This window comes from Solimonas sp. K1W22B-7, from assembly GCF_003428335.1.
Lineage (GTDB): Bacteria > Pseudomonadota > Gammaproteobacteria > Nevskiales > Nevskiaceae > Solimonas_A.
Genome location: NZ_CP031704.1, coordinates 2,824,389 through 2,847,619, shown reverse-complemented (window position 1 = coordinate 2,847,619; position 23,231 = coordinate 2,824,389). Strand labels below are relative to the sequence as shown.

The following is a 23,231-nucleotide window of genomic DNA, read 5'->3' as shown; positions in this document are numbered from 1 at the left end:
CCATGTCCGGACCCCGCCGTCGTTCCACCCGCCGCAAGAGCGGCCTCAGCCGCCGTGATTTCCTGCGCCGCGCCGGCAGTGCCGCCGCCATCGGCGCCCTGCCGCTGCTGCCCGGCTGCGGCAGCTCCGATCCGCGCGCCGACGGCGGCAGCGGCAATGCGGAGTTCCTGCACGGCGTCGCCAGCGGCGATCCGCTGTCGGACCGCGTGATCCTGTGGACCCGCGTCAGCGGTGTGGATTCCAGTGTGGCGGTGAGCTACGAACTGGCCACCGACCCGGGCTTCGCCAACATCGTGCGTCGCGGGCAGACCAGCACCAGCGCGGCGCGCGACTACACCGTCAAGGTGGACGCCGACGGCCTGCTGCCGGCCACCAGCTACTACTACCGCTTCCGCGCCCAGGGCCAGGTCTCGCCGGCGGCGCGCACGCGTACCGCACCGGCGGGCGCGGTGGAGCGCCTGCGCGTCGGCGTGGTGTCCTGCTCCAGCTATGCCCATGGCTATTTCAACGCCTACCGCAAGCTGGCGCAGCGCGCCGACATCGACGTGGTGCTGCACCTGGGCGACTACATCTACGAGTACGGCACCGGCGAGTACGGCAGCGCGCGCCCCTACGAGCCCGACCACGAGATCCTGACGCTGGCCGACTACCGCACGCGCCACGCCTACTACAAGCGCGAAGCCGACGTGCAGGCGGTCCATCGCCAGCACCCTTTCATCACGGTCTGGGACGACCACGAGACTGCCGACAACAGCTGGAACGGCGGGGCCAACAACCATACCGAGGGCGCCGAGGGCGAGTGGGCCCAGCGCAAGGCCTGGGCGATCCAGGCCTACCACGAGTGGATGCCGATCCGCACGCCGGACGCCGCCAACCCCGAGCGCATCTACCGCAGCTTCCGCTACGGCGATCTGGCCGAGTTCACGATGCTGGACACGCGCCTGATCGGGCGCGACCTGCAGGCCTCCCTGGTGGATGCCGGCAGCATCAACGATGCCGAGCGTCAGCTGCTGGGCGAACCGCAGCGCAACTTCCTGGCGACCACGCTGGCCGCCACCGCCGGGGTGAAGTGGAAATTCCTCGGCCAGCAGGTGATGTTCGGCCAGCTGCGCGTGGGCCTGCCGGAGCTGTCGCTGCTGACCAACATCCCGGTGGAGCAGCTGCAGTCGTTGCTGCAGGGCCTGCCGCTGGTCAGCACCGGCGGCCTGGTGATCAATACCGACCAGTGGGACGGCTACCGCGCCGAGCGCCAGCGCGTGCTCGACCTGATCTCGGGCCTGGGCCTGGACAACGTCGTTGTGCTGACCGGCGACATCCACAGCTCCTGGGCGATGGACATCTCGCACGATCCGAACAACCCCCTGGTCTACAACCCGCTGAGCGGCGAGGGCTCGCGCGCCGTCGAGTTCGTCTGCACCTCGGTGACCTCGCCGGGCCTGGAGCCGCTCAACCCGCTGGCACCGGCGCTGCGCCTGCTCAATCCGCACATGAAGTACGTGGACACCGCGCGCAAGGGCTACCTGCTGCTGGACATCGTGCCGGAGCGGGTGACGGGCGAGTTCTGGTACGTGGACACGATCGATGCGGTGAGCGAGGACGAGAGTTTCGGCACGGCCTTCGCGACGCAGGACGGCAGCAATCGCTTGTCGTCGGCGGGGCAGACGGAGCCGGTGGCGGGCGCGCCGGCGCTGGTTGCCTGAATGGCTGTCCCCTCTCCCGTTTGCGGGAGAGGGGTAGGGGAGAGGGTTTCTGTAGAACGATCTGCGCAAGCTAGCCTGAGTTCTACAGAAGCCCTCTCCCGCCCTTCAGGCACCCTCTCCCGCAGGCGGGAGAGGGAACACATTGGGTTGGGTTGCCCGGAGGTTTGCGGAAATGCGCGGTAAAATGCCCCCATGTCCGCCTATTCCCCCCGCCTGAGCCGCCTGATCGAGGCGCTGCGCCGCCTGCCGGGCGTCGGCCCCAAGTCGGCCCAACGCATGGCCTTCCACCTGCTGGACCGCGACCGTCAGGGCGCGCAGCTGCTCGGCGGGGCCCTGGTCGAGGCCCTGGAGGGCATCGGCCGCTGCCCCAGCTGCCGCATGTTCTGCGACGCCGGCGAGCACTGCCGCTACTGCGCCGACAGCCGCGCCTCCACCGGCCAGCTCTGCGTGCTCGAGTCGCCGGCCGACCTGATGGCGATCGAGAGCGGCACTTCCTACCGCGGGCGCTATTTCGTGCTGATGGGAAGGCTGTCGCCGCTGGACGGCGTCGGCCCGGCGGAGCTGGGCCTGGACCTGCTGCAGGAGCAGCTGGCATCGGGCGAGGTGCAGGAAATGATCATCGCCACCAATCCCACGGTGGAGGGCGAGGCCACTGCCTACTACCTGGCCGAGATGGCGCGCGGGCAGGGCATCAAGGTGAGCCGCATCGCCCATGGCGTGCCCATGGGTGGTGAACTGGAGTATGTCGATGGCGGCACGCTGGCGCATGCCATGTCGGGCCGTACGCCGGTCTGATTCGTTCCGTGACCTGTAGGAGCGGCTGTTAGCCGCGATCACCGGTGATCGCGGCTAACAGCCGCTCCTACGAGTATGGCTAGGCTTCGACCAGCAGCTTCTCCACCTTGGCGGCGCAGATGAAGTCGTTTTCGGTGAGGCCGTTCACCGCGTGGGTCCACCAGCTGACCCTGGCGGTCTTGTAGCCGAAGTCGATGTCGGGATGATGGTTCTCGGAGTGCGCAATCCAGGCCACGGCGTTGACGAAGGCGGTGGTCTGGTAGTAGTTGCGGAACGAGAACTCGGCGCTGAGCAGCTTGCCCTCGCGCAGCAGGCGCCAGCGCTCGGGCAGCTGTTCCTTCAGTTTCATGCAGGCGGCCAGGTCCAGCGGCTTGGCGTCACCCTCGCAGGATACGCAGCGCTTGGACGCGAGGTCGGACATGGTGATACTCCCTTAGACTAGACTGCCGATTATCGCCGAAACCGCCCACCGACATGCCTGCCCATGCTTCCAACCTGATCTGGATCGACCTCGAGATGACCGGGCTGGTGCCCGAGCGTCACCGCATCATCGAGATCGCCACCATCGTCACCGACCAGCAGCTCAAGGTACTTGCCGAAGGCCCGGTGCTGGCCGTGAAACAGAGCGATGAAGACCTGGGCGTGATGGACGAGTGGAACACGCGGCAGCACGGCGGCTCGGGCCTGACGCAGCGTGTGCGCGACAGCCTGATCGACGACGCCGAGGCCGAGCGCCTGACCCTGGAGTTCCTGGCGCAGTGGGTGCCGGCGGGCAAGTCGCCGATGTGCGGCAACTCGATCTGCCAGGACCGCCGCTTCCTGGCGCGCTGGATGCCGAAGCTGGAGCGGCACTTCCACTACCGCAATCTCGACGTCAGCACGCTCAAGGAGCTGTGTTCGCGCTGGACGCCGGCCATTTCCAAGGGCTTCTCGAAGTCCTCGACCCACCTCGCGCTCGACGACGTGCGTGATTCCATCGCGGAGCTGCGCTATTACCGCGAACATTTCCTGATCGCCGCCGCGCAGCCGGTGGGCACGGAGACCCCATGAAATTCATCAACAAGAGTCTTGTCGCTGTCCTTCTCGCCACCGGCAGCCTGCCGGCCCTGGCGGCAGAGGGCGACTACGTCAGCTTCGGCGCCGGCGTGCTGCTGTTCGACCAGGTCTACGAGGGCAGCGATGCCGACGTCGTCGGCTTCCCCTTCGTGCAGGGCCAGTACGGCGATTTCTTCCTGCAGGGCCTGACGATGGGTTGGTCCTTCCTGCGCGAGGATGCCTACCGCGTCTCGCTGCTCGGCAATTTCCGCCTGAACAGCCTGGAGTCGGGCGACCTGGATCCGGCGCTGGCCATCGACGAGCGCAAGCGCACCTTCGAGGCCGGGGTCGGCGTGACGATGCCGCTGGGCGAGCGCCTGCTGCTGGACAGCCATGCGCTGTTCGACGTGCTGGACCGTCACGGCGGCTACGAACTGGGCCTGCGCCTGTCGCGGCCGACGATCGTCGGCGACTTCCTGCTGGCGCCCAACATCGGCGTCAGCCTGCTGAGCGAGGACTTCACTGCCTACTACTACGGCCTCAAGCCGGGCGAAGCAGGCTTTGCCGGCGGCTATGAGCCGGGCAACGTGGTAGTGCCGCAGCTGGGCTTCAGCGCGATCTACCCGATCACACCCAGCTGGACCGCGACCGGCCTGCTCGGCGCGCGTTACCTCGGCAGCGACATCGAGGACAGCCCGCTGGTGGACGCGGAGTGGGAGAGCACGCTGTTCCTGGGCGTGAGCTATCGCTTGCCGTTGTAGGCACGCTAAGGAGCCGTAGGGTGCGCACCGCGCACCCTACAGACGGCCGCTTTCACCGCAGCGGCAAGGTCGCCGTGACCTTGCCGCCGCCCAGCAATGCCGAGCGCCCCAGCTCCAGGTGGCCCTCGTAGGCCTTGATCAGTTCCGCCACGGCCGCCAGGCCGATGCCCTGGCCGGGGGTCTGGTCGTCGGCGCGCATACCCCGTTCCAGCAGCAGTTCGGGGTTTTCCGGGAAGCCCGGTCCGTCGTCTTCCACCACGAAGCTGCAGTGCTTGTCCTCGACGCGGCTGCTGACGCGCACGCGGCCGTTGCCGTACTTGGCGGCGTTGTCGAGCAGGTTGCCGATCAGTTCGTAGAGATCGCCCTGGTCGGCGCGCAGCTTGAGATTGGGCGTGATCTGCAGGTCGAAGCGCGGATTCTTGTCGGCGTAGACCTTGGTCAGTGCGCCGGCGATCTTCTCGATCAGCGGACGCACGCGCAGCGGCTTGCTCAGGGTGCGCGTGCCGGCGGCGGCGGCGCGGCGCAGCTGGTGGTCGACGATGCGCTGCATGCGCGTGACCTGTTCCTGCAGCTGCTCGCGCTGCACCGGATTCAGTCCGCGCTCCTGGGTCATGCCGGACAGCACCGCCAGCGGCGTCTTGAGCGTGTGGGCGAGATCGCCCAGGGCGTTGCGGTAGCGCAACTGCTGGTTGCGCTCGTTGACGATCATGGCGTTGAGGTCATGCGTCAGCGGGCGGAGCTCGTCGGGATAACGACCGGCGATCTCGTCCTGGTTGCCGGCCTCGATCTCCTGCAGCTCGCGGCCCAGGCGCAGCAGCGGCGCCAGGCTCCAGCGCTGCAGGAACAGCAGCATCGCGGTCAACGCCATCGCGGTGCCGCCGAGCCAGCCCCACAGTGTGCGGCGGAAGGTGGCCATCTGCTCGCGGTAGCCCTGCGTGGTCTCCAGCACGACGATGCTGTAGCGCCGCGGATCGCGCGCCAGGTCGATCCAGCGCAGGCCGAAACTCAGCGAGAACACGTCGGGGTTGGACAGGCGCTCGAACTGCCACTGGCCGACGTCGGCTAGCGTCGGTTGCGGGAGGTCGAGGAAGGCGGCGGAACTCCAGACGGCGTGGCCGCGCTCGTCGAACAGCGCGGCGTCGAGACCCGACAGCGGCTGGCGCAGGCGCGGGTCCGGCACCGCATCCAGCGCGATGCTCAGTTCGCCGTCCTCGCGCGGCGCGGCGGAGCCGAGCAGGGCGTAGACCAGGCCCTGCAGCTTCTCCTTCTCGGCCTGCAGCAGGCTGTTGCGGAAGGCCTGGTCCAGGGCGTAGGCAGTGATCGCGACGAAGGCCGTCAGCACCAGCGCGGAGGCGGTGAGCAGGCGGCCGCGCAGGGAGTTGCGGATCATGGCCGGCGCAGGACCCGGTCGTCCTCAGGCCCTGGGCAGATCCCAGCGATAGCCCGCGCCACGCAGCGTGGTGATCGGGTTGTAGTGGCTTTCCGGATCGAGCTTGGTGCGCAGGCGGCGGATGAAGACCTCGATGACGTTGCTGTCGCGTTCCTCGTCCTCGGTGTAGAGGTGCTCGGTCAGCTCGGACTTGGAGATCACCTTGCCGGCATTCGTCAGCAGGTACTCCAGCACGCGGTACTCGAAGCTGGTCAGCTCCACCGGCTTGCCGTCGGCGGTCACGGCCTTGGCGCCGGTGTCGAGCTGGTAGGGGCCGGATTCCATCTTGGCCTGCGCCCAGCCGCCGCTGCGGCGCAGCAGGGCGCGCACGCGCGCCAGCAACTCCTCGCGGTGGAAGGGTTTGACCAGGTAGTCGTCGGCGCCGGCCTCCAGGCCCTCGACCTTGCTCTGCCAGCCGTCGCGGGCGGTCAGGATCAGGATCGGGAACTTGCGCCCCGCGGCACGGGCGCGGCGGATGATGTCGAGGCCGCTGGCCTTGGGCAGGCCGAGGTCGATGATCGCGACGTCGGCCGGGTATTCCTCGGCCATGTAGCCGCCCTGTTCGCCGTCGGAAGCGGAGTCCACGGCGAAACCATCTTCCGTGAGGAAGTTGACGACCTGGGCCTGCAGGGCCGGATCGTCCTCGATGACCAGTGCGCGCATTTTGTCTTGTAGTTATTCAGGGGAAACATGGACGGTGCGGACTTCGCCGTCCTTGAGCAGCTTCACGCGGTAGCCGCCGAAGCCGTCCTGGTCGATCGCCAGCACGCGTCCGCCGTGCTTGCGCTGCGCGCGGTCGGCGGCTTCCCGCATGGACATGCCATGGTCCCGGTCGCTCCGGAACTCCATGGACCGGCGGTCTCCCCGGGGTTCGGCCGTGGCCGCGCCCGCAACGAGACTGCCCAGCAGTACCAGCAGTAGGGCGGTGACCCCGCGCATGGCCTACTGTAGCCTCATCGCCGCACCGCGACTACGGTCGCGCACCGGCAGGCGTTCACCAGGGTCGTAGGGCAGGCGGGTGTTGTAGGTCCGGCCATCGTAGTGGTACAGCACGTCGTAGCCTTCCACGCGCTGCTCCAGCCGCCAGGCGGTGACGGTACGGCAGGCCGCCACATCTTCGGCTACCGCCTCGTCCGGCGGCGCGCATTCGCGATGCCGCTCGGCCACCCGCACTTCCCCGTACACCGGACGGCTGCTGATCACCTGGGCGTAGGGGCGCGGGGAGTCGGCGGCGTGGGTGGCGGTCATCGGCAGGCAGGCGGCGATCAGTAGGGCAAGTATCTTGTTCATGGCTGGCATTTGCTAGCCTATGAAACACAAGCTGAATTCTCTCTTAACTCGCCAGGCTGAACGCCAGCTTAACGAGCCTTGAATCCGGCCGCTGCCGGATTCATTTCTGCGACGTGGTGGCGAATTTCTTCAGTGTCGACGGCGAGAAGTAGCCGGGGCTCTCCTCCCAGTCGTAGTCGATCAGCTTCTTTTCCTCGTTGGTCAGGTTGATCGCGACGTAGCGGCGCGACTGCAGGTCGTAGTGCACCTGCACGCCGTTGACCACCACCGGCACGTTGGCGAAGCAGATCGAATGCGACTCGGCGGTGCGCCAGAACTGGTTGCGCTCGTCGTAGATGTCCTGGGCATGGACGATCCAGGAATCCTCGTCGAGATAGAACGTGCGCTTCTTGTAGCGGTGCGAGAAGCCGGCCTTGACCTCGGCTTCGATCACCCAGACGCGGTGCAGCTCGTAGCGCGTCAGGTCCTGGTTGATGTGGCCCTTGCCGACGATGTCCTTGTACTTCAGCGCCGGGTCGTACAGCTTGTAGCTGTTGTAGGGGATGATCATCTCCTTCTTGCCCAGCAGCTTGATCGTGTAGCGGTCCAGCGGGCCGTTGAACATGTCGATCTGGTCGTGCGTCATCAGGCCGTCGAACAGCGGGTTGTCGTAGCCCACCTCGCCGATGCGCCGCGCGCGGCCGACGCTGTTGTTGTAGACCCAGACACCGGTCATGTCCTTGATGCGGTCCAGCGGCACGTGCAGCAGGTGCGCCTCGCCGGCCTTGTTGGGCGGCGACACCACCTTGGTCAGGGCATAGACGTTCATGCCCTTGAGCGTGTCCGGCGTGGTCTTGGGATTGTTGTAGACGAAGCTCAGTTCCAGGTAGTCGCGCTCCACCACGTAGGAGCCGTCGGCATTGGTCGCGGCCATGTTGAGGAAGCCGCGGAAGCCCTTGGTGTTGTAGCGCAGGATGTGGTTCCACATCACCTCGGTGCCGTTCTTGGGGATCGGGAACGGGTAGCCCTGCGTGCTGCAGCAGAAACCGTAGCCATTGTTGGTCAGCTCCACCGTGGTGGCGTTCTTCTTGGTGGCCTCGTAGAACCAGGGCGGGTAGCTGGCGCTGCGGTGCGTCGGGTAGACCGGGATCTTGTAGGTGGCCGGGAAGGTCTTGAACAGCTGGCGGTGACCCTCGGTCAGCAGGTCCTTGTACTGGTCGACGTTCTTGGCGGTGATGACGTACAGCGGCTTTTCCGCGGCGTACGGGTTGAAGCCGCGCGGCATCGGCTTCTGCGGCAGGCCGCCGTCCCAGGCCGGGATCGTGCCGGCGGCGTTGCCGGCCGCCTCCGCGCCCATGGGGGTCAGTTCCTTGCCCAGCTTTGCGGCTTCGGCGGCGGGAACCTTGGCCTGCGCGGGCAGGGCGAGGCCGGCCAGCAGGGCGCAAATCAGGAAAATCGGGCTGTTTTTCATGGCGTCAGGCCTCCTCGGCCCCGCTCCTGTCGTTCTTGTCTTCGATTCTGGGGCTTGCGGAAGGTTCTTGCCTGTCTTGTTTCAACACCAGCCAGGCCAGGGCCGGCAGCAGCAGGATGGCCCCGAACAGGTTGGTCGTGAACATGAACAGCAGCAGCAGGCCCATGTCGTGCTGGAACTGCAGGTCGGAGAACAGCCAGGTGACCACGGCGATGATCAGCGACAGCGAGGTGAAGATCACCGCCTTGCCGGTATGCCGCAGGGCCTCCAGGTAGGCCTCGCGCAGCGGCAGGCCGCGCGACAGCATCACCGCCAGCACGCTCCACAGGTAGATGCCGTCGTCCACGCCGATGCCGACGCCGAAGGCTGCCACCGGCAGCGTGGCCGACTTCATGCCGATGCCGATCGTGGCCATGCCGCCGTAGGTCAGCAGCGAGCACAGCACCAGCGGCGCGATGATGCAGATCACCGCGGCCAGCGAGCGGAACGAGATCCACACGAAGATCAGCAGTGTCAGGTGGACCCAGATGATCACCACGATCTCGCGGGCGCGGATTTCCTCGTTGGTGGCAGCCATCACGCCGACGTTGCCCGAGGCCAGCTTGAACTCCACGCCGCCGTCGCGGTTGGCCTCGTCGAAGGCCTTGGTGGCGTCGACGATGCGCTCGATGGTCTCGGCGCGGTGATCGCGGGTGAAGATCAGCACCGGCATCACGCTGCAGTCCGGGTTGTTCAGGCCCAGCGACGACGGCACCATGCCGGCGATGTTGCCGAAGCCCTCCTGGTTGCGCGGCAGCACGCGCCACTTGGGCGCGTCCTCGAACCAGGCGCCGCGGATCAGCTTGGCCAGCTGCGGCAGCGCCAGCACCGACTGCACGCCCTCGGTGTTCTGCATGTGCCAGGCGTAGCGGTCGATGGTTTCCATCTTCTCCGGCTTGACGCAGCCGTACTCGCCGGACACCGCCAGCACCTTGAGCAGGTCGACGCCGATGGCGAAGTTGGACACGATGGCCTGCGAGTCGCGGTTGTAGCGGCCGTCGGGCTTGAGTTCCGGCACGCCGACCTGCTGGTCGCCGATGGTCAGCTGCGGATAGATCCACAGCGCCCAGCCCAGCGCCAGCAGGGCCACGCCGATGGTGGGGATGGCGTACTTCGCCTCGGCGTAGCGCGCCAGCTTGCGCCACAGGCGGTCGCCCAGTTCGGCGCGGCGCTGCTGGCGCCGGCGGAACTTCTCGACGTCCGGCAGGGCCACCCAGGACAGCACGATCGGCAGCATCACCTTGTTGGTGACGATCACCGCGGCCATGCCCAGCGCCGCGTTGATCGCCATCTCGCGCACGATCTCGATGTTGATGAAGGCCAGCGTGGCGAAGCCGATGACGTTGGTCAGGATCGCGACCGTGCCGGGGATGAACAGGCGGCGGAAGGTCTCGATCGAGGCGTCCAGCGAGTTGCGCTGGTTCACCGCCACCTCGTTGCCCCAGCCGTTGATGTACTGCACGCCGTGCGACACGCCGATCGACAGGATCAGGAAGGGCACCAGGATCGCGAAGGGGTCCAGGCCGAAGCCGGCCAGGCGCAGCAGGCCCAGCTCCCAGACCACCGCGGTGACCGCCGCCGACAGCGGCAGCAGCGACAGGCGCCAGGAGCCGCAGAAGGACCACAGCAGCAGCATCGTCAGCACCAGCGCGACGAAGAAGAAGCCCACCACCTCGACGCTGGCGTCGGTGACGTCGCCGACCACCTTGGCGAAGCCGATGATGTGGACGTCGAAGCTCGGGTCGTAGTCCGGGTTGGCCGACTGGCGCAGTTCCAGCTGGCTGCGCGGCACGCGCCGCACCGGCTCGTCGGCGCGCTCGCGATCGGCAATGACCTGGAAGAACGAGGGTGCCCAGGGCGGCGCGGAGTAGCGCGTCGATACCACCTCGCCGGCCTTGTAGCCCTCCATGTCGGCGCGTGCCAGCCACTGCCATCGCTGCGGCCGGGCGTAGCGGCCGCGGATCTTCTCCAGCTCCAGCGCTACCCAGCGGTAGTCCAGTTTCTCGCCGGTGGCGGGATCGTGCTCCAGCAGCTCGCCGACGATCATCGCGCCGTTCTGGTCGGCCGAGACCAGGCGGCCGATGACGCCGGCCTTGGCGACGTTGCCGCGGATCAGCCGCATCATCTCCGGCGTCGGCTGGTAGCTGCGCGGCACCACGTCGCCGGAGCCGAAGCCGCCCTCGACCACCTCGATGTAGCGCACGCCGGGAGTGAACAGCGAGGACACCCGCGAGCGGTCCACGCCCGGCAGGAAGAACACCTCGTCGGTGATGCGGCGCAGGTGTTCCAGGAAGCGCGGCTCGTAGATGCCGGCGCCGTCGCTGCGGTCCTTGCGGATCAGGGCGATGGAGATCAGGTTGGCGCCGCCGAAGGCCTGCTCGTATTGCTTGAACACCTTCATGTAGGGGTGTTCCAGCGGAATCTGCTTCTCGAAGCCGGCGTCCGGCTGCAGGCGCATGGCCATGACCAGCATGCCCAGCGTGATCGCCATCAGTACCGTGAACGTCAGGCGGCGGCGCCCGTAGACCAGGGCGATGAAGAACCGCAGGATCGAATCGGCAGTGATCGGCACCGCGCTCCTCCGCAAGCTGTCGCCGCCTGTTCTTTTGACATCCAGTGGCGGCCAGGCCCGGCTTTCAGCCGGTTACGAGGGCTTATTGTGGGCAGCAGCGCCCGGTTTGCTCAAGCGGCGCGGGTGTGGCTCAGGGCTTTTGCGCCGCCGCAGGCGCTGCGGCCGGGGCTGCCGCGGTGGTCACGGTGGCCCCTGGAGACACTTTCTGCAGGCCCGAGGTGATGATGGTCTCGCCGGCCTTGAGGCCTTCGGTCACCTCGGCGCGTCCGGGCTCGCGCTGGCCCAGCTTGATCTCGCGCTCCTTGGCGACACCCTCGCTGACGACATAGACGAACTGCTGTTCGCCGCGCGGGAACACCGCCTGTTCCGGAATCACCACCACCTGGGCACGGGAGCCGGTTTCCAGTCGCACGCGGGCGAACAGGCCCGGGCGCAGGCGGCCGTCGCTGTTGGCCAGGCGCGCGCGCAGGCCGACCGAACGCGTGGTGTCGGCCACGCGCGGGTCGATGGCGTAGAGCTCGCCGCGGAATCGCTCGCCGGGCCAGGCGTCGAACTCGATGTTGAGCGGCTGGCCGGCGTGCAGCTGCGGCAGGGCGGTTTCCGGCACGCTGAAGTCGATCTTGACGCTGGACATCGCCTCCAGGTTGACCAGCGCCAGGCCCGGGTTCACGTAGTCGCCGGGACTCACCTGGCGCAGGCCGGCGACGCCGGCGAAGGGTGCGACGATGCGGGTCTTGGCCAGCTGGGCCTGGGCCAGGGCCAGCGAGGCGGCGGCGGCTTCCTGGGCGGAGGCAGGGTGTCGCGCTCCTGCTGCGAGATCAGCTTGCGCTCGAACAGCTCCAGGCCGCGCTGGTAGTTGCGCTGCGCCAGCCCGTGGTCGGCGCGGGCCTGGGCGACCTGGGCGCGATGCACCGCGGCATCCAGCTCGAACAGCACCTGGCCACGCCTGACCGGCTGGCCTTCCTCGAAGCCGACCAGGGAGATGCGGCCGGCGATTTCGGGCTCAGCGTCACCGATTCGTCTGAACGCACGCTGCCGACCGCGACCACCTCGCGCGCCAGCGTGGCGGTGCCGACCGTGGCGGTTTCGACGGCGACCGCGGGCTTGGCGGTCTTCTTGGACTTGGCGTCGTCGCCGCCCTCGGCCTGCTTGCAGGCGGACAGGGCAAGGCAGGACAGCAGCAGCAGCGTCGGGAGGCGACGGATCGTCATGGTGTGCGGTTGGTGGGCCGGAGGGCGCTCTGAGAGTGTGGAGGACGCCGTTAAGTTCGGCTATCCACACAGCTTAGCAAGCTTATTGTGCGTCCTTGAGGCGGTATCCGACACCCCGGTTCGGTCAGGATCAGGGTCGGACGCTCCGGGTCCGGCTCCAGCTTGGCGCGCAATTGGCGGATATAGACGCGCAAATACTGCACGTCGGCCTCCAGCTCGCTGCCCCAGACGGCCCGCAGCAGGTGACGGTGGGTCAGCACCTTGCCGGCGTGCAGCACCAGCTGCTGCAGGATGTCGTACTCCTTGGGCGACAGATGCAGTTCGGCCTCGCCCAGCAGCACCTGCCGCCGCACCAGGTCCACCGCCAGGCGGCCGTTGCGGTAGACCGGCCGAGCCCCCTGCTGCTGCAGGCGGTGGCGCAAGGCAGCGCGGATGCGTGCCAGCAGTTCCTCGGCGCCGAAGGGCTTGGTGACGTAGTCGTCGGCGCCCTCGTCCAGCGCCTGCACCTTGCCGGACTCGCCGTCGCGGCTGCTGAGCACGATCACCGGCACCGGGCTGAAGCCGCGGATGTCGCGCAGCAGTTCCAGGCCGTCGCGGTCGGGCAGGCCAGGTCCAGCAGCACCAGGTCGGGCTCGCGTTCGCGCACGGCCTGCAGGGCATGGGCGGCGTTGCCCGCCTCCAGCACCTCGAAGCGGTGCGCGCCGAGCGTGGTGCGCAGCAGGCGCCGGATCGGCACCTCGTCGTCCACCACCAGGATGGTTCCGGCATCCATCAGCTTTCGATCCCCTGGGCCGGTGCCACGAACAGGGACGAGGGCAGCTCGATCTCGAAGACGCTGCCGCTGCGCTCGCGGCGGTTGCGCGCGCGGATGCGTCCGCCCATGGCGTCGACGAAGCCGCGGCAGACCGCCAGGCCCAGGCCGATGCCGGCGCGCTGGCGATCGCCACCACGGATGCGGAAGAAGGGATCGAAGATGCGCTGCAGGTCGGCCTCGGGGATGCCTGGGCCCTCGTCACGCACCTCGATGGAGACGGCGTAGCGGTGGCGCTGCGCCGAGACCTCGATGCGGCTGCCCTCGGGGGCGTACTTGCCGGCGTTCTCCAGCAGGTTGACCAGCACCTGCTCCATCAGCACGAAGTCCAGGCTCAGCATCGGCAGGTCCGGCGCATAGGCGGTGACGACCTGATGCCGTTCCAGCAGGCGCGCCGTGTGCTGCAGCGCCGAGCCGACGATCTCCTGCAGTTCGCAGGTCTCGCGCTTGGGCTGCAGGGCGCCGGCATCGAGCCGGGTCATGTCCAGCAGGTTGCCGACGAAGCGGTGCATGCGCTCGGTTTCGTCCTGGGCGGTGACCAGCAGTTCCTCGCGTTGCCCGGCCGTATACATCGCGTCGTAGGACCGCAGCGAGGAAATGGAGCCCATGATGCTCGCCAGCGGCGTGCGCAGGTCGTGCGAGATCGAGGTGAGCAGGGCCGAACGCAGTTGCTCGGTTTCCGCCAGCGTGCGCGCCTGGTCGATCTGCTTGGCCAGGCGGATGCGCTCGACGGTGATCGCCGCCAGGTCGGCGATGGTGTCGATCATGCGCCGCTCCGAGGGATGCAGCAGGAATTCACCATCGCCGCGCTGGACGCCGAGCACGCCAACGATACCCGCCGGTGTCCGCAGCGGCACGTACAGGCGGCTGGCGCCGGGCAGGGTGTCGGCGCCACGACCGGTGGGCTGGCCCTTCTCGAAGCACCAGTGCGCAGCGGCGAGATCCTTTTCGTCCAGCGGGCCCGCGGGGTCGGCGCGCAGGCGCTGGCCGTCATCCTCGGGCAGCAGGACCACCGCCTGCAGGTCGAGGATGCGGGTGGTCTGTTCCGCCGTGACGGCGAGCAGTTCCTCCAGCTTGCGCAGGCCTGCCAGCCGGCGCGTGAAGTTGAGCAGCTCGGCAGTGCTGTGGGCCTGCTCGCGGGTCGCCATCCCCTGTTCGCGCAGCCGTACCATCAGCTGGCTGACCAGTACCGATACGGCGATGAAGAAAATCAGCGACAGCACGTTGGCCGGATCGCCGATCGTGAAGTTGTAGCGCGGTTCGAGAAAGAAGAAGTTGTAGGCCGCCGAACTGGCAAGGGCCGCGTAGAGGCTGGGCACGAGTCCATAGCGCGTCGCGCTGATCATGACGGCCGCCAGGAAGATCAGCGCCACGTTGTGCACCTTGGTGGCGGCGTGGATGACCCAGCCCAGCGACGTGGCGGCGGCGACCAGCAGGGTGACGGGCAACAGCGCCGCGAGATTCCAGTTGCCGGCACGCCCGAGGCGCCGCGGTGCGACCGGCTTCTTTTCGACCTCGGGGTCGGCGATGACGTGGATCGAAATGTTGCGCGCACGCCGGACCAGCTGGTCGACCACCGAACCGTGCAGCAGCTCGAACCAGCGGCTGCGCCGCGACTTTCCGGTGACGATGTGGGTGACGTTGTGCTCGCTGGCGTAGGCCAGCACGTCGCCGGCGATATCGCTGCTGCCGGGAATCGACAATGCGTTGCCGTCGAGCCGTTCGGCCAGCCGCAGCGTCTCGGCGATCTGGTCGCGCTGGCGCTCGTCCAGCTGCAGGCTGCGCGCGGTTTCCAGGTACAGCGCCGTCCAGGGCGCATCGAAGCGGTCGGCCAGGCGCTTGGCGCGGCGGACCAGGGCCTGCGAGCCCGGTGATTCGGTGATGCAGACCAGTACGCTCTCGCCGGCGGCCCAGACGTCCTGGATGCCCTGGGCGCGACGGTGGTGGCGCAACTGCTCGTCGACCCGCTCCGCGGTACGGCGCAGCGCCAGTTCGCGCAGGGCGGTCAGGTTGCCGGTGTTGAAGTAGCCCTGCAGGGCGCGCTCACCGGCATCGCCATGGTAGACCTTGCCCTCGCGCAGGCGTTCGATCAGTTCTTCCGGCGTGATGTCGATGACTTCGATTTCGTCGGCCAGGTCGAGTATCGCGTCGGGCACGGTTTCCCGCACCCGCACGCGCGTGATGCTGGCAACGACGTCGTTGAGGCTTTCGAGATGCTGGATGTTCAGCGTCGAGTAGACGTCGATGCCGGTACCCAGCAGTTCCTCGACGTCCATATGGCGCTTGGGGTGTCGGCTGCCCGGCGCATTGGTATGCGCCAGTTCGTCGACCAGGACCAGCTGGGGCTTGCGTGCCAGGATGGCGTCGAGGTCCATCTCCTCCAGTTCGCGTCCCTCGTAGGGCACGCGCTTGCGCGCAAGCAGCGGCAAGCCCTCCAGCAGCGCCATCGTTTCGCGGCGTCCGTGGGTCTCGACGATGCCGATCACCACGTCCACGCCGTCGCGCTGCTTCTTTCGCGCCGAGGACAGCATCTCGTAGGTCTTGCCCACGCCCGGCGCGGCGCCCAGGAAGACCTTCAGCTTGCCGCGCTGCTCGCGCCTGGCGCGTTCGAGCAGGGCATCGGGGGAGGGGCGCGGAGGGTCCGGGACAAGCGTGTTCATGCCTGCATTCTAGGAGGTATCGGTCCCATGAAAAGCACGCCCCCTCCCGTAGCCGGGAGGGGGCGGGGCGCCGCTTCGACAGGAGTGGCGCGCGCCGTTCAGGGCAGAGCCGCCGGTGCACTGCCGTCCGGTGGGGGCGAGAGGGCGTCCAGGGCCAGGTTCAGCTGCAGGACGTTGACGGCCGGATCGCCGAGGAAGCCCAGATCGCGGCCCTGGGTATGCTCGCGCACCAGCTGCCGCACGCGATCCTCCGGCAGCTTGCGCGCGGCAGCGACGCGGGCGACCTGGTACTCCGCCGCGGCCGGGCTGATGTGCGGGTCCAGGCCGCTGCCGGAGGCGGTCGCCAGATCGGCCGGGACCTGTTGCCCCGGCTGTTCCTTGCGCAGCCGTTCGACGTCGCCGGCGACGCGCTCGAGCAGGGCCTTGGAAGTGGGTCCGTAGTTGGAGCCGCTGGACGCCGCGGCGTCGTAGCCCTCGGCTCCCGCTCCGGAAGGGCGCCCCTGGAAGTACTGGGCGGCCTGGAAACGCTGCCCCAGGAGGGCCGAGCCGACCACCTGGCCGTTGCGCTCGATCAGGCTGCCGCCCGCCTGTACGGGGAAGGCGACCCGCGCCAGGCCGGTGACCACGAGCGGATAGACCACGCCGGTCAGCAGCGTGAACAGGAGCAGCAGGGCCAGGGCCGGGCGCAGGACGCCGGGGCTGGGCGGGGTATCGGTGAGGACATGGATACGCATGGGACGTTCCTAGGCGAGGCCGGCGGCCGCGACGAAAAGGTCGATCAGCTTGATGCCGATGAAGGGGACGACGATGCCGCCGAGGCCGTAGATCGCCAGGTTGCGTCCCAGCAGACTGGCTGCCGGCGCCGGCCGGTAGGCGACGCCGCGCAGCGCCAGCGGGATCAGCGCCAGGATGATCAGGGCATTGAAGATGATCGCGGACAGGATCGCGGACTGCGGCGAAGCCAGGCCCATGATGTTCAGCGCGCCGAGCTGCGGGTAGAAGGCGATGAACAGCGCCGGGATGATGGCGAAGTACTTGGCGACGTCGTTGGCGATGCTGAACGTGGTCAGCGCGCCGCGCGTCATCAGCATCTGCTTGCCGATGCCGACGATCTCGATCAGCTTGGTCGGATCGGAGTCCAGGTCCACCATGTTGCCGGCCTCGCGGGCCGCGGCGGTACCGGTCTGCATCGCCACGCCGACGTCGGCCTGGGCCAGTGCCGGCGCGTCATTGGTGCCGTCGCCGCACATCGCCACCAGCTTGCCCTTGGCCTGTTCGGCGCGGATCAGCTCCAGCTTCTTCTCCGGCGTGGCCTGGGCCAGGAAGTCGTCGACGCCGGCCTCGGCGGCGATCGCCGCCGCGGTCATCGGGTTGTCGCCGGTGATCATCACGGTGCGGATGCCCATGGCGCGCAGTTCGGCGAAGCGCTCGCGGATGCCGCCCTTGACGATGTCCTTGAGCTGCACCACGCCCAGCACGCGGCCGTCGCGGACCACCGCCAGCGGCGTGCCGCCGCCCTTGGCGATGCGTTCGGTGATCTCGTCCAGTTCCGGCGGGATGGCGTGGCCGGAGGCATGCGACTTGACGTAGTCCTTCACCGCCTCGACGGCGCCTTTGCGAATCTCATGGCCGTCGATATCGACGCCTGACATCCGCGTCTGCGCGGTGAAGGGGATGAACTTCGCGTGCAGCGATGACATCTCGCGGCCGCGCAGGCCGTGCTGCTGCTTGGCCAGGATCACGATGCTGCGGCCTTCGGGGGTTTCGTCGGAGAGGCTGGCGAGCTGTGCGGCATCGACCAGTTCGTTCTCGTAGACGCCGGGGAGGGCATGCAGGGCAGTGGCCTGGCGGTTGCCCAGGGTGATCGTGCCGGTCTTGTCGAGCAGCAGGGTGTCGACGTCGCCGGCGGCCTCCACTGCGCGGCCCGAGGTCGCCAGCACGTTGAAGCGCACCAGGCGGTTCATGCCGGCGATGCCGATCGCCGACAGCAGTGCGCCGATGGTGGTGGGGATCAGCGTCACGAACAGTGCCGCCAGCACGATCACCGATACCTGGCCGCCGGCATAGACCACGAAGCCGGGGATGGTGGACACCGCCAGCACGAAGATCAGGCTCATGCCGGCCAGCAGCACGTTCAGCGCGATCTCGTTGGGCGTCTTCTGCCGCGCGGCACCCTCCACCAGGGCGATCATGCGGTCCAGGAAGCTGGAGCCGCTGGCGGCAGTGATGCGCAGCTCGATCGTGTCGGACAGTACACGGGTGCCGCCGGTCACCGCGGAGCGGTCGCCGCCGGCCTCGCGGATCACCGGCGCGGACTCGCCGGTGATGGCGGACTCGTCCACCGTGGCGACGCCCAGGACCACGTCGCCGTCGCCGGGAATGATCTCCCCGGCGCTGACGCGAACGCGATCGCCGATACGCAGCTCGGTGGCGTGGACCTGCTCGACGCGGTTGTCGCGCAGGCGGTTGGCGACGGTCTGCGTCCGGGTCTTGCGCAATTCGGCCGCCTGGGCCTTGCCGCGGCCCTCGGCGATCGCCTCGGCGAAGTTGGCGAACAGCACGGTGAACCACAGCCAGGCGATGACCTGGCCGGAGAACAGCAGGTTGCCGGCGCCGCTGAACAGATCGCGGAAGAACAGCACGGTGGACAGGGCGGCGACCAGCGCGGTGATGAAGATCACCGGGTTGTGCGCCAGTTTGCCCGGAGCCAGCTTGCGGAAAGCGTCCAGCAGGGCCGGCATCAGCAGCGCGCGGTCGAGCAGGGACTTGGTTTTATGCGTCATGTCGACGTCCTCTTAGTAGCTGCTGCCTTGCAGCATGGCGAAATGTTCGGCGATGGGGCCGAGCGCCAGCGCGGGGAAGAAAGTCAGTCCGCCGACGATCAGCACCACGCCCACCAGCAGCGCCACGAACAGGCCGTTGTTGGTCGGGAAGGTACCGGCGGAAGGCGCCACCGTGGTCTTGGCGGCCAGGGAGCCGGCGATGGCCAGCATCGGCACGATGATCGCGAAGCGGCCCAGCAGCATCGCGATGCCCAGGGTGGTGTCGTAGAACGGCGCGTTGGCGGTCAGGCCGGCGAAGGCGCTGCCGTTGTTGGCCGCCGCGGAAGTGAAGGCATAGAGGATCTCGCCGAAGCCATGCGGCCCCTTGTCCTGGAGGCCGGCCAGGCCCAGGTCCAGCACGCTCGCTAGCGAGGTGAACACCAAGATGCACAGCGGCGAGGCGAGGATAGCCAGCACCGTGAGCTTGACCTCGCGCGCCTCGATCTTCTTGCCCAGGTACTCCGGCGTGCGGCCCACCATGAGGCCGGCGATGAACACCGCCAGGATCACGAACAGCAGCATGCCGTAGAGACCGGCGCCGACGCCGCCGATGACGACCTCGCCGAGCTGCATGTTGATCATCGGGATCATGCCCGCCAGCGGCATCAGGCTGTCGTGCATGGCGTTGACCGCGCCGCAGGAGGCGGCCGTGGTGATCACCGCGAACAGCATCGAGGCGGCGGTGCCGAAGCGCACTTCCTTGCCCTCCATGTTGGCGTCGATGCCGGCGGCCTGCAGCAGGGGATTGGTCGCGCTCTCGGCCCAGTAGGCCGCGGTGACGCCGAGCAGGAACAGCACGCCCATCGCACCGAAGATCGCCCAGCCTTGCTTCTCGTCGCCGACCATGCGGCCGAAGACGTTGGTCAGCGCGGCGCCGATCGCGAAGATCGACAGCATCTGCAGGAAGTTGCTCAGCGCGGTCGGGTTCTCGAAGGGATGCGCCGAGTTGGCGTTGAGGAAGCCGCCGCCGTTGGTGCCGAGCATCTTGATCGCCTCCTGCGAGGCGATCGGGCCCTGGGCGATCAGCTGCTTCGCACCTTCCAGCGTGGTGGCCTCGGTGTAGGACAGGAAGTTCTGCGGCACGCCCTGCCAGACCAGCAGCAGCGCGAAGAGCAGGCAGGCCGGCAGCAGGATGTAGAGCGTCACCCGCGTCAGGTCGACCCAGAAGTTGCCCAGGGCATCGGCCTTGCGTCGCGCGAAGCCGCGCGCCAGGGCAATGGCCAGGGCCACGCCGGTGGCGGCGGAGACGAAGTTCTGCACCGTCAGGCCGACCATCTGGCTGAGATAGCTCATGGTGGCTTCGCCGCCATAGGACTGCCAGTTGGTGTTGGTGACGAAGCTGATCGCCGTGTTGAAGGCCAGGTGCGGGGAAAGCGCCGGGAAGCCCTGGGGATTCAGCGGCAGCCACTGCTGCGTGCGCAGCAGGATGTAGAGCAGCACGAAGCCGGCGAAGTTGAAGGCCAGCATCGCCAGCGCGTAGGCGCTCCAGGATTGCTCCCGCTGCGGGTCCACGCCGGCGATCCTGTAGAAACCGCGCTCGACGGGGCCCAGCACCGGCGACAGCCATGTGCGTTCGCCCTGGACCACGCGGAAGATGAAGCCGCCCAGCGGGCGGACCAGCAGGACGATGACGCCGCAGTACACCAGTATCTGCAGCCAGCCGTTGGCTGTCATTGAAAAACTCCGGTTAGAAGCGTTCCGCGCGGACCAGCGCGTAAACGAGATAGGCCAGCGTGAACAGGGCGACGCCGCCGCCCAGCAGATAGTCGAATGTCATGGCCTAGAGTTTCCCCGAAGCCTTCACGTAGAGGACCAGCAGTGCGAAGCCCAGCACGCCGAGTCCGAGAAAGATGAAATCGCCCATCGCAAAGCTCCTGAACCGCGGTTTGGGTTGATGCGGCCCGCGCATTAGGCGCGCCGGGCCCGTAGGAATTCGAGGACGGGCCGCGCGTCCGGATATAAAGAAAACGTAAAGATCCGGCCGGCAGCAGTGGGGCTAGATGACCTGCTCGGCGTAGCGCGACAGGGCGGCCGGCTCCGCGGCCTGGGCGCGGGCCACGAGGTAGACCTGGCGTCCGGGAGCGGCGCCCAGCACCAGGCCGACGGCGATCGCGGTGCTGCCGATCGCGGCGATCGCCAGGCGCACCGGCCCCTGCCAGGCGGAAATGAACTCCGACAGGGCGGCGAGGCCGGCCTGGTCGTTGCGGAAGGCGAGGCGGGCGAGTTGCCGGCCCTCGCGGCGCACGTCGATCTTCACATCATCCTGCTGGATGTCGATACCGACGCAGAGCGCGCTGTCCATGTGCTGGTTCCCGAGACGGGGCCGATTGCCCCGACGCACACGGTAGGGATCGCGGGATAAATTCGGGATGAGGACCGGGGGCGAAGAAGTAAAGGACGCATAAATGAAACGGGCCGCCCGAAGGCAGCCCGGAGTCCGAAGGGCAGGCTTCAGTTGAGCTTGCTGACCAGCTTCACCAGTTCCGGCGACTTGGCGTAGGCGCGGAACAGGGTGCGCGCCAGCACGCCGAGCTGGCGGTTGACCTCGTCGGGCGTGAGATGGCGCAGCGGCAGCACGCAGGCTTCCACCAGCGAAATGATGGCGCGGGCCATGTCGTCGAGGTCGCCGCCCAGGTCCATGGAGCCCTGCTCCTGGCCACGGCGCAGCACCTGGTTGAGCACTTCGATGGCGGCGGTCTCGAAAGAGCGCTGCGCGGTGATGATGTGGATCGTCTCGGGCGTGTCGGGGATCAGCCAGTAGCCGCCGATGCCCTTCTCCACGCGCGGGTCCTGCAGCAGTTTCGACAGGCCGCTGAACAGGGTCACCACGGCCTTGACCGGATCCGGCTCGGTGCGCATCACGTCGAAGATGTAGCTGTCGAAGATCGTGTGCAGGCGCTTGAGGCAGTCCAGGTACAGCGCTTCCTTGCCCTGGAAATGCCAGTACAGGGCGCCCTTGCTGAGCTTGGCGGCGGTGGCGATGTCGCCGATCGAAACCCCCTCGTAGCCATAACGGCCGAACAGCTCGAAGGCGCAGTCGCCGATGGCCTTCAGTGTGTCGAACTGTTCGTGGGCAGGCTTGCGGGGCATGGAGAGGTTTCGGGCCTAAGTTTCTGGTTGGTATGAGGTTCGCTATCGGGAAATTCTGAACGATTCCGCTATTCTTTGCCCATGGGCCAATCCGACCAGCCTCTGGACGACCTTCTCGACCGCGCAGCCGGCCTGCTGCGCGGCGCCCGGCGCGTGCTGGCCATTACCGGGGCCGGCATCTCGGCCGACTCCGGCCTGCCGACCTACCGCGGCATCGGCGGGCTTTACGAGGATGCCGCCACCGAGGACGGCCTGGCGATCGAGGATGCGCTGTCCGGCGACATGTTCCGCAGCCGCCCGGAGGTCTGCTGGAAGTACATCCACCAGCTGGAACGCAGCTGCCGCGGAGCCCGCTACAACGCCGCCCATGCTGCCCTTGCTGCATTGCAGCAAAGGTTCGACCCGCTCACCGTGCTGACCCAGAACATCGACGGCTTCCATGTCGACGCCGGCTCGGCCGACGTCATCGAGATCCACGGCAACCTGCGCGAGCTGTACTGCGTGCAATGCGGCGCCTCGCGCGAAATCAGCGACTTCGCCCGCATCGACAAGCTGCCGCCGCGTTGCGCCGACTGCGGCGGCATCGAGCGCCCGCGCGTGGTGCTGTTCGGCGAAATGCTGCCGGAGCCGGCCCTGGATCGCCTGCAGGCCGTGCTGGAACGGGGCGTGGACGCCGTGCTGAGCATCGGCACCACCAGCGTGTTCCCGTACATCGCCGCGCCGGTGCTGATGGCGCGGCGCTGGGGTGCGCCGAGCATCGAGATCAATCCCGGCACCAGCGAGGTGTCCGGCGTGGTGGACCTGCGCCTGCGCGCGCGCGCCATCGACGTGTTGCCGGCATTGCTTGAGAGACTCGCCGCATGAGCAACCTGGCCCGCTGGAGCGAAGTCTGGGAGGAACTGGGCCTCAAGGCCGATCCCGAGCTGCACGCCGACCTGCGGCTGCGCTACTCCAGTTCCTCGCGCCACTACCACACGCTGCACCACCTGATGGAGTGCCTGGAACTGTTCGCCGAGACACGCGAGCTGGCCGAGCACCCGGCCGAGGTGGAACTGGCGCTGTGGTTCCACGACGCGATCTACGAGGTGCGGCGCCACGACAACGAGATCCGCAGCGCCGAATGGGCGCGGCGTGCGCTGCGCAAGGCCGGTGCCGACGACGCCGTCACCGAGCGCATCTACGAGCTGGTGATGGTGACGCGCCACGAGGGCCAGCCGGTCACGCCGGACCAGCAGCTGCTGTCGGACATCGATCTGGCGATCCTCGGCGCGCGCTCCTCGCGCTTCGACGAGTACGAGCGGCAGGTGCGCGAAGAGTACAAGCACGTGCCTTCGCCCACTTTCAAGGCCCTGCGCCGCCAGGTCCTGCAGGGCTTCCTGGCGCGCCCGCGCATCTACTGCACCCAGTGGTTCTATGAGCGCCGCGAGCGCCCGGCGCGCGGCAACATCGACCGTTCGCTGCGGCAGCTGTCGCGCTGGCGCCTGTCGCCGATGTAGGTGTCCCCGGCGTTTCCCATGCCCTGAACAGGTGACGACGGTGAATCTCCCCTCATGCTGTACTGCGGGT

21 protein-coding genes and 2 pseudogenes are annotated in these 23,231 nt (G+C 67.9%); 6 read left to right on the top strand and 17 right to left on the bottom strand.

The genetic code is table 11. The annotated features are described in order from the left end of the window. The first annotated feature begins 2 nt into the window (after positions 1-2). Both D0B54_RS12935 and recR read left to right on the top strand, forming a co-directional pair. Complete coding sequence (locus tag D0B54_RS12935; protein WP_117291732.1) at positions 3-1,700, top strand: alkaline phosphatase D family protein; 1,698 nt, start codon at positions 3-5, stop codon at positions 1,698-1,700. A 192-nt stretch (positions 1,701-1,892) separates the two neighbouring features. Next, positions 1,893-2,495, top strand: a complete 603-nt coding sequence (gene recR, locus D0B54_RS12930) for a recombination mediator RecR (RefSeq protein WP_117291731.1) — start codon at positions 1,893-1,895, stop codon at positions 2,493-2,495. Between the two features lie 79 nt (positions 2,496-2,574). Here the strand turns inward: recR and D0B54_RS12925 are convergent, their stop codons facing one another. After that, positions 2,575-2,916 carry a 4a-hydroxytetrahydrobiopterin dehydratase gene (locus D0B54_RS12925; protein ID WP_117291730.1) on the bottom strand — a complete coding sequence of 114 codons (342 nt, stop codon included), beginning with the start codon at positions 2,914-2,916 and terminating at the stop codon, positions 2,575-2,577. 53 nt (positions 2,917-2,969) lie between these two features. Here D0B54_RS12925 and orn point away from each other — a divergent pair, with 53 nt between their 5' ends. Continuing rightward, positions 2,970-3,545 (top strand): oligoribonuclease, encoded by a 576-nt coding sequence (gene orn, locus D0B54_RS12920; protein ID WP_117291729.1) that lies wholly within the window; start codon positions 2,970-2,972, stop codon positions 3,543-3,545. Then, positions 3,542-4,291 (top strand): MipA/OmpV family protein, encoded by a 750-nt coding sequence (locus D0B54_RS12915; protein WP_117291728.1) that lies wholly within the window; start codon positions 3,542-3,544, stop codon positions 4,289-4,291. Before orn ends, D0B54_RS12915 begins: the two co-directional genes overlap by 4 nt. A 52-nt stretch (positions 4,292-4,343) precedes the next feature. On the opposite strand, the gene D0B54_RS12910 is transcribed toward D0B54_RS12915, so the two are convergent. The 16 genes and pseudogenes from D0B54_RS12910 to D0B54_RS12840 all read right to left on the bottom strand — a co-directional run bounded on the left by D0B54_RS12910 (position 4,344) and on the right by D0B54_RS12840 (position 21,665). Continuing rightward, positions 4,344-5,681 carry an ATP-binding protein gene (locus D0B54_RS12910; RefSeq protein ID WP_117291727.1) on the bottom strand — a complete coding sequence of 446 codons (1,338 nt, stop codon included), beginning with the start codon at positions 5,679-5,681 and terminating at the stop codon, positions 4,344-4,346. A 24-nt stretch (positions 5,682-5,705) separates the two neighbouring features. Beyond that, entirely contained in the window at positions 5,706-6,383 is a 678-nt protein-coding gene (locus D0B54_RS12905; RefSeq protein WP_117291726.1) for a response regulator transcription factor, read from the bottom strand. A gap of 12 nt (positions 6,384-6,395) precedes the next feature. After that, positions 6,396-6,539, bottom strand: coding sequence for a PepSY domain-containing protein (locus D0B54_RS24305; RefSeq protein ID WP_162932391.1), 144 nt, complete (start codon positions 6,537-6,539; stop codon positions 6,396-6,398). A 123-nt stretch (positions 6,540-6,662) separates the two neighbouring features. Continuing rightward, positions 6,663-7,010, bottom strand: coding sequence for a hypothetical protein (locus D0B54_RS12900; RefSeq protein ID WP_117291725.1), 348 nt, complete (start codon positions 7,008-7,010; stop codon positions 6,663-6,665). Between the two features lie 100 nt (positions 7,011-7,110). Then, entirely contained in the window at positions 7,111-8,460 is a 1,350-nt protein-coding gene (locus tag D0B54_RS12895; RefSeq protein WP_117291724.1) for a DUF1329 domain-containing protein, read from the bottom strand. A 4-nt stretch (positions 8,461-8,464) separates the two neighbouring features. Beyond that, a complete protein-coding gene (locus D0B54_RS12890) occupies positions 8,465-11,071 on the bottom strand; it encodes an efflux RND transporter permease subunit (RefSeq protein ID WP_240433420.1) in 2,607 nt (868 codons plus the stop codon). 130 nt (positions 11,072-11,201) lie between these two features. Next, a pseudogene (locus D0B54_RS12885) lies at positions 11,202-11,870 on the bottom strand (efflux RND transporter periplasmic adaptor subunit); the annotation flags it as partial. Then, complete coding sequence (locus D0B54_RS25315; protein ID WP_240433419.1) at positions 11,756-12,007, bottom strand: hypothetical protein; 252 nt, start codon at positions 12,005-12,007, stop codon at positions 11,756-11,758. The pseudogene D0B54_RS12885 and the gene D0B54_RS25315, both read right to left, overlap by 115 nt. A 357-nt stretch (positions 12,008-12,364) precedes the next feature. Then, positions 12,365-13,054 (bottom strand): annotated as a pseudogene (locus D0B54_RS25200) (response regulator). Further along, on the bottom strand, positions 13,054-15,753 hold the full coding sequence (locus D0B54_RS12870) for a sensor histidine kinase (protein ID WP_117291722.1): 2,700 nt from the start codon (positions 15,751-15,753) through the stop codon (positions 13,054-13,056). The pseudogene D0B54_RS25200 and the gene D0B54_RS12870 overlap by 1 nt, the downstream one beginning before the upstream one ends. Positions 15,754-15,851: 98 nt before the next feature. Further along, positions 15,852-16,487 carry a potassium-transporting ATPase subunit KdpC gene (kdpC, locus tag D0B54_RS12865; RefSeq protein ID WP_117291721.1) on the bottom strand — a complete coding sequence of 212 codons (636 nt, stop codon included), beginning with the start codon at positions 16,485-16,487 and terminating at the stop codon, positions 15,852-15,854. A 9-nt stretch (positions 16,488-16,496) separates the two neighbouring features. Then, positions 16,497-18,536 (bottom strand): potassium-transporting ATPase subunit KdpB, encoded by a 2,040-nt coding sequence (gene kdpB, locus D0B54_RS12860; protein ID WP_117291720.1) that lies wholly within the window; start codon positions 18,534-18,536, stop codon positions 16,497-16,499. A gap of 12 nt (positions 18,537-18,548) precedes the next feature. Further along, on the bottom strand, positions 18,549-20,249 hold the full coding sequence (kdpA, locus tag D0B54_RS12855; protein WP_117291719.1) for a potassium-transporting ATPase subunit KdpA: 1,701 nt from the start codon (positions 20,247-20,249) through the stop codon (positions 18,549-18,551). 13 nt (positions 20,250-20,262) lie between these two features. Next, positions 20,263-20,352 (bottom strand): potassium-transporting ATPase subunit F, encoded by a 90-nt coding sequence (locus tag D0B54_RS12850; RefSeq protein ID WP_117291718.1) that lies wholly within the window; start codon positions 20,350-20,352, stop codon positions 20,263-20,265. A 219-nt stretch (positions 20,353-20,571) separates the two neighbouring features. Next, positions 20,572-20,877 (bottom strand): hypothetical protein, encoded by a 306-nt coding sequence (locus tag D0B54_RS12845; protein ID WP_117291717.1) that lies wholly within the window; start codon positions 20,875-20,877, stop codon positions 20,572-20,574. 149 nt (positions 20,878-21,026) lie between these two features. Further along, positions 21,027-21,665: a TetR/AcrR family transcriptional regulator gene (locus D0B54_RS12840; RefSeq protein WP_117291716.1), complete on the bottom strand. Its 639-nt coding sequence runs from the start codon at positions 21,663-21,665 to the stop codon at positions 21,027-21,029. Positions 21,666-21,746: 81 nt separating this feature from the next. Between D0B54_RS12840 and D0B54_RS12835 the strand changes: the two genes are divergently transcribed. Then, positions 21,747-22,529: an SIR2 family NAD-dependent protein deacylase gene (locus tag D0B54_RS12835; RefSeq protein ID WP_117291715.1), complete on the top strand. Its 783-nt coding sequence runs from the start codon at positions 21,747-21,749 to the stop codon at positions 22,527-22,529. Next, positions 22,526-23,161: an HD domain-containing protein gene (locus D0B54_RS12830; RefSeq protein WP_117291714.1), complete on the top strand. Its 636-nt coding sequence runs from the start codon at positions 22,526-22,528 to the stop codon at positions 23,159-23,161. The genes D0B54_RS12835 and D0B54_RS12830 overlap by 4 nt, the downstream gene beginning before the upstream one ends. The last annotated feature ends 70 nt before the right edge of the window (positions 23,162-23,231 follow it).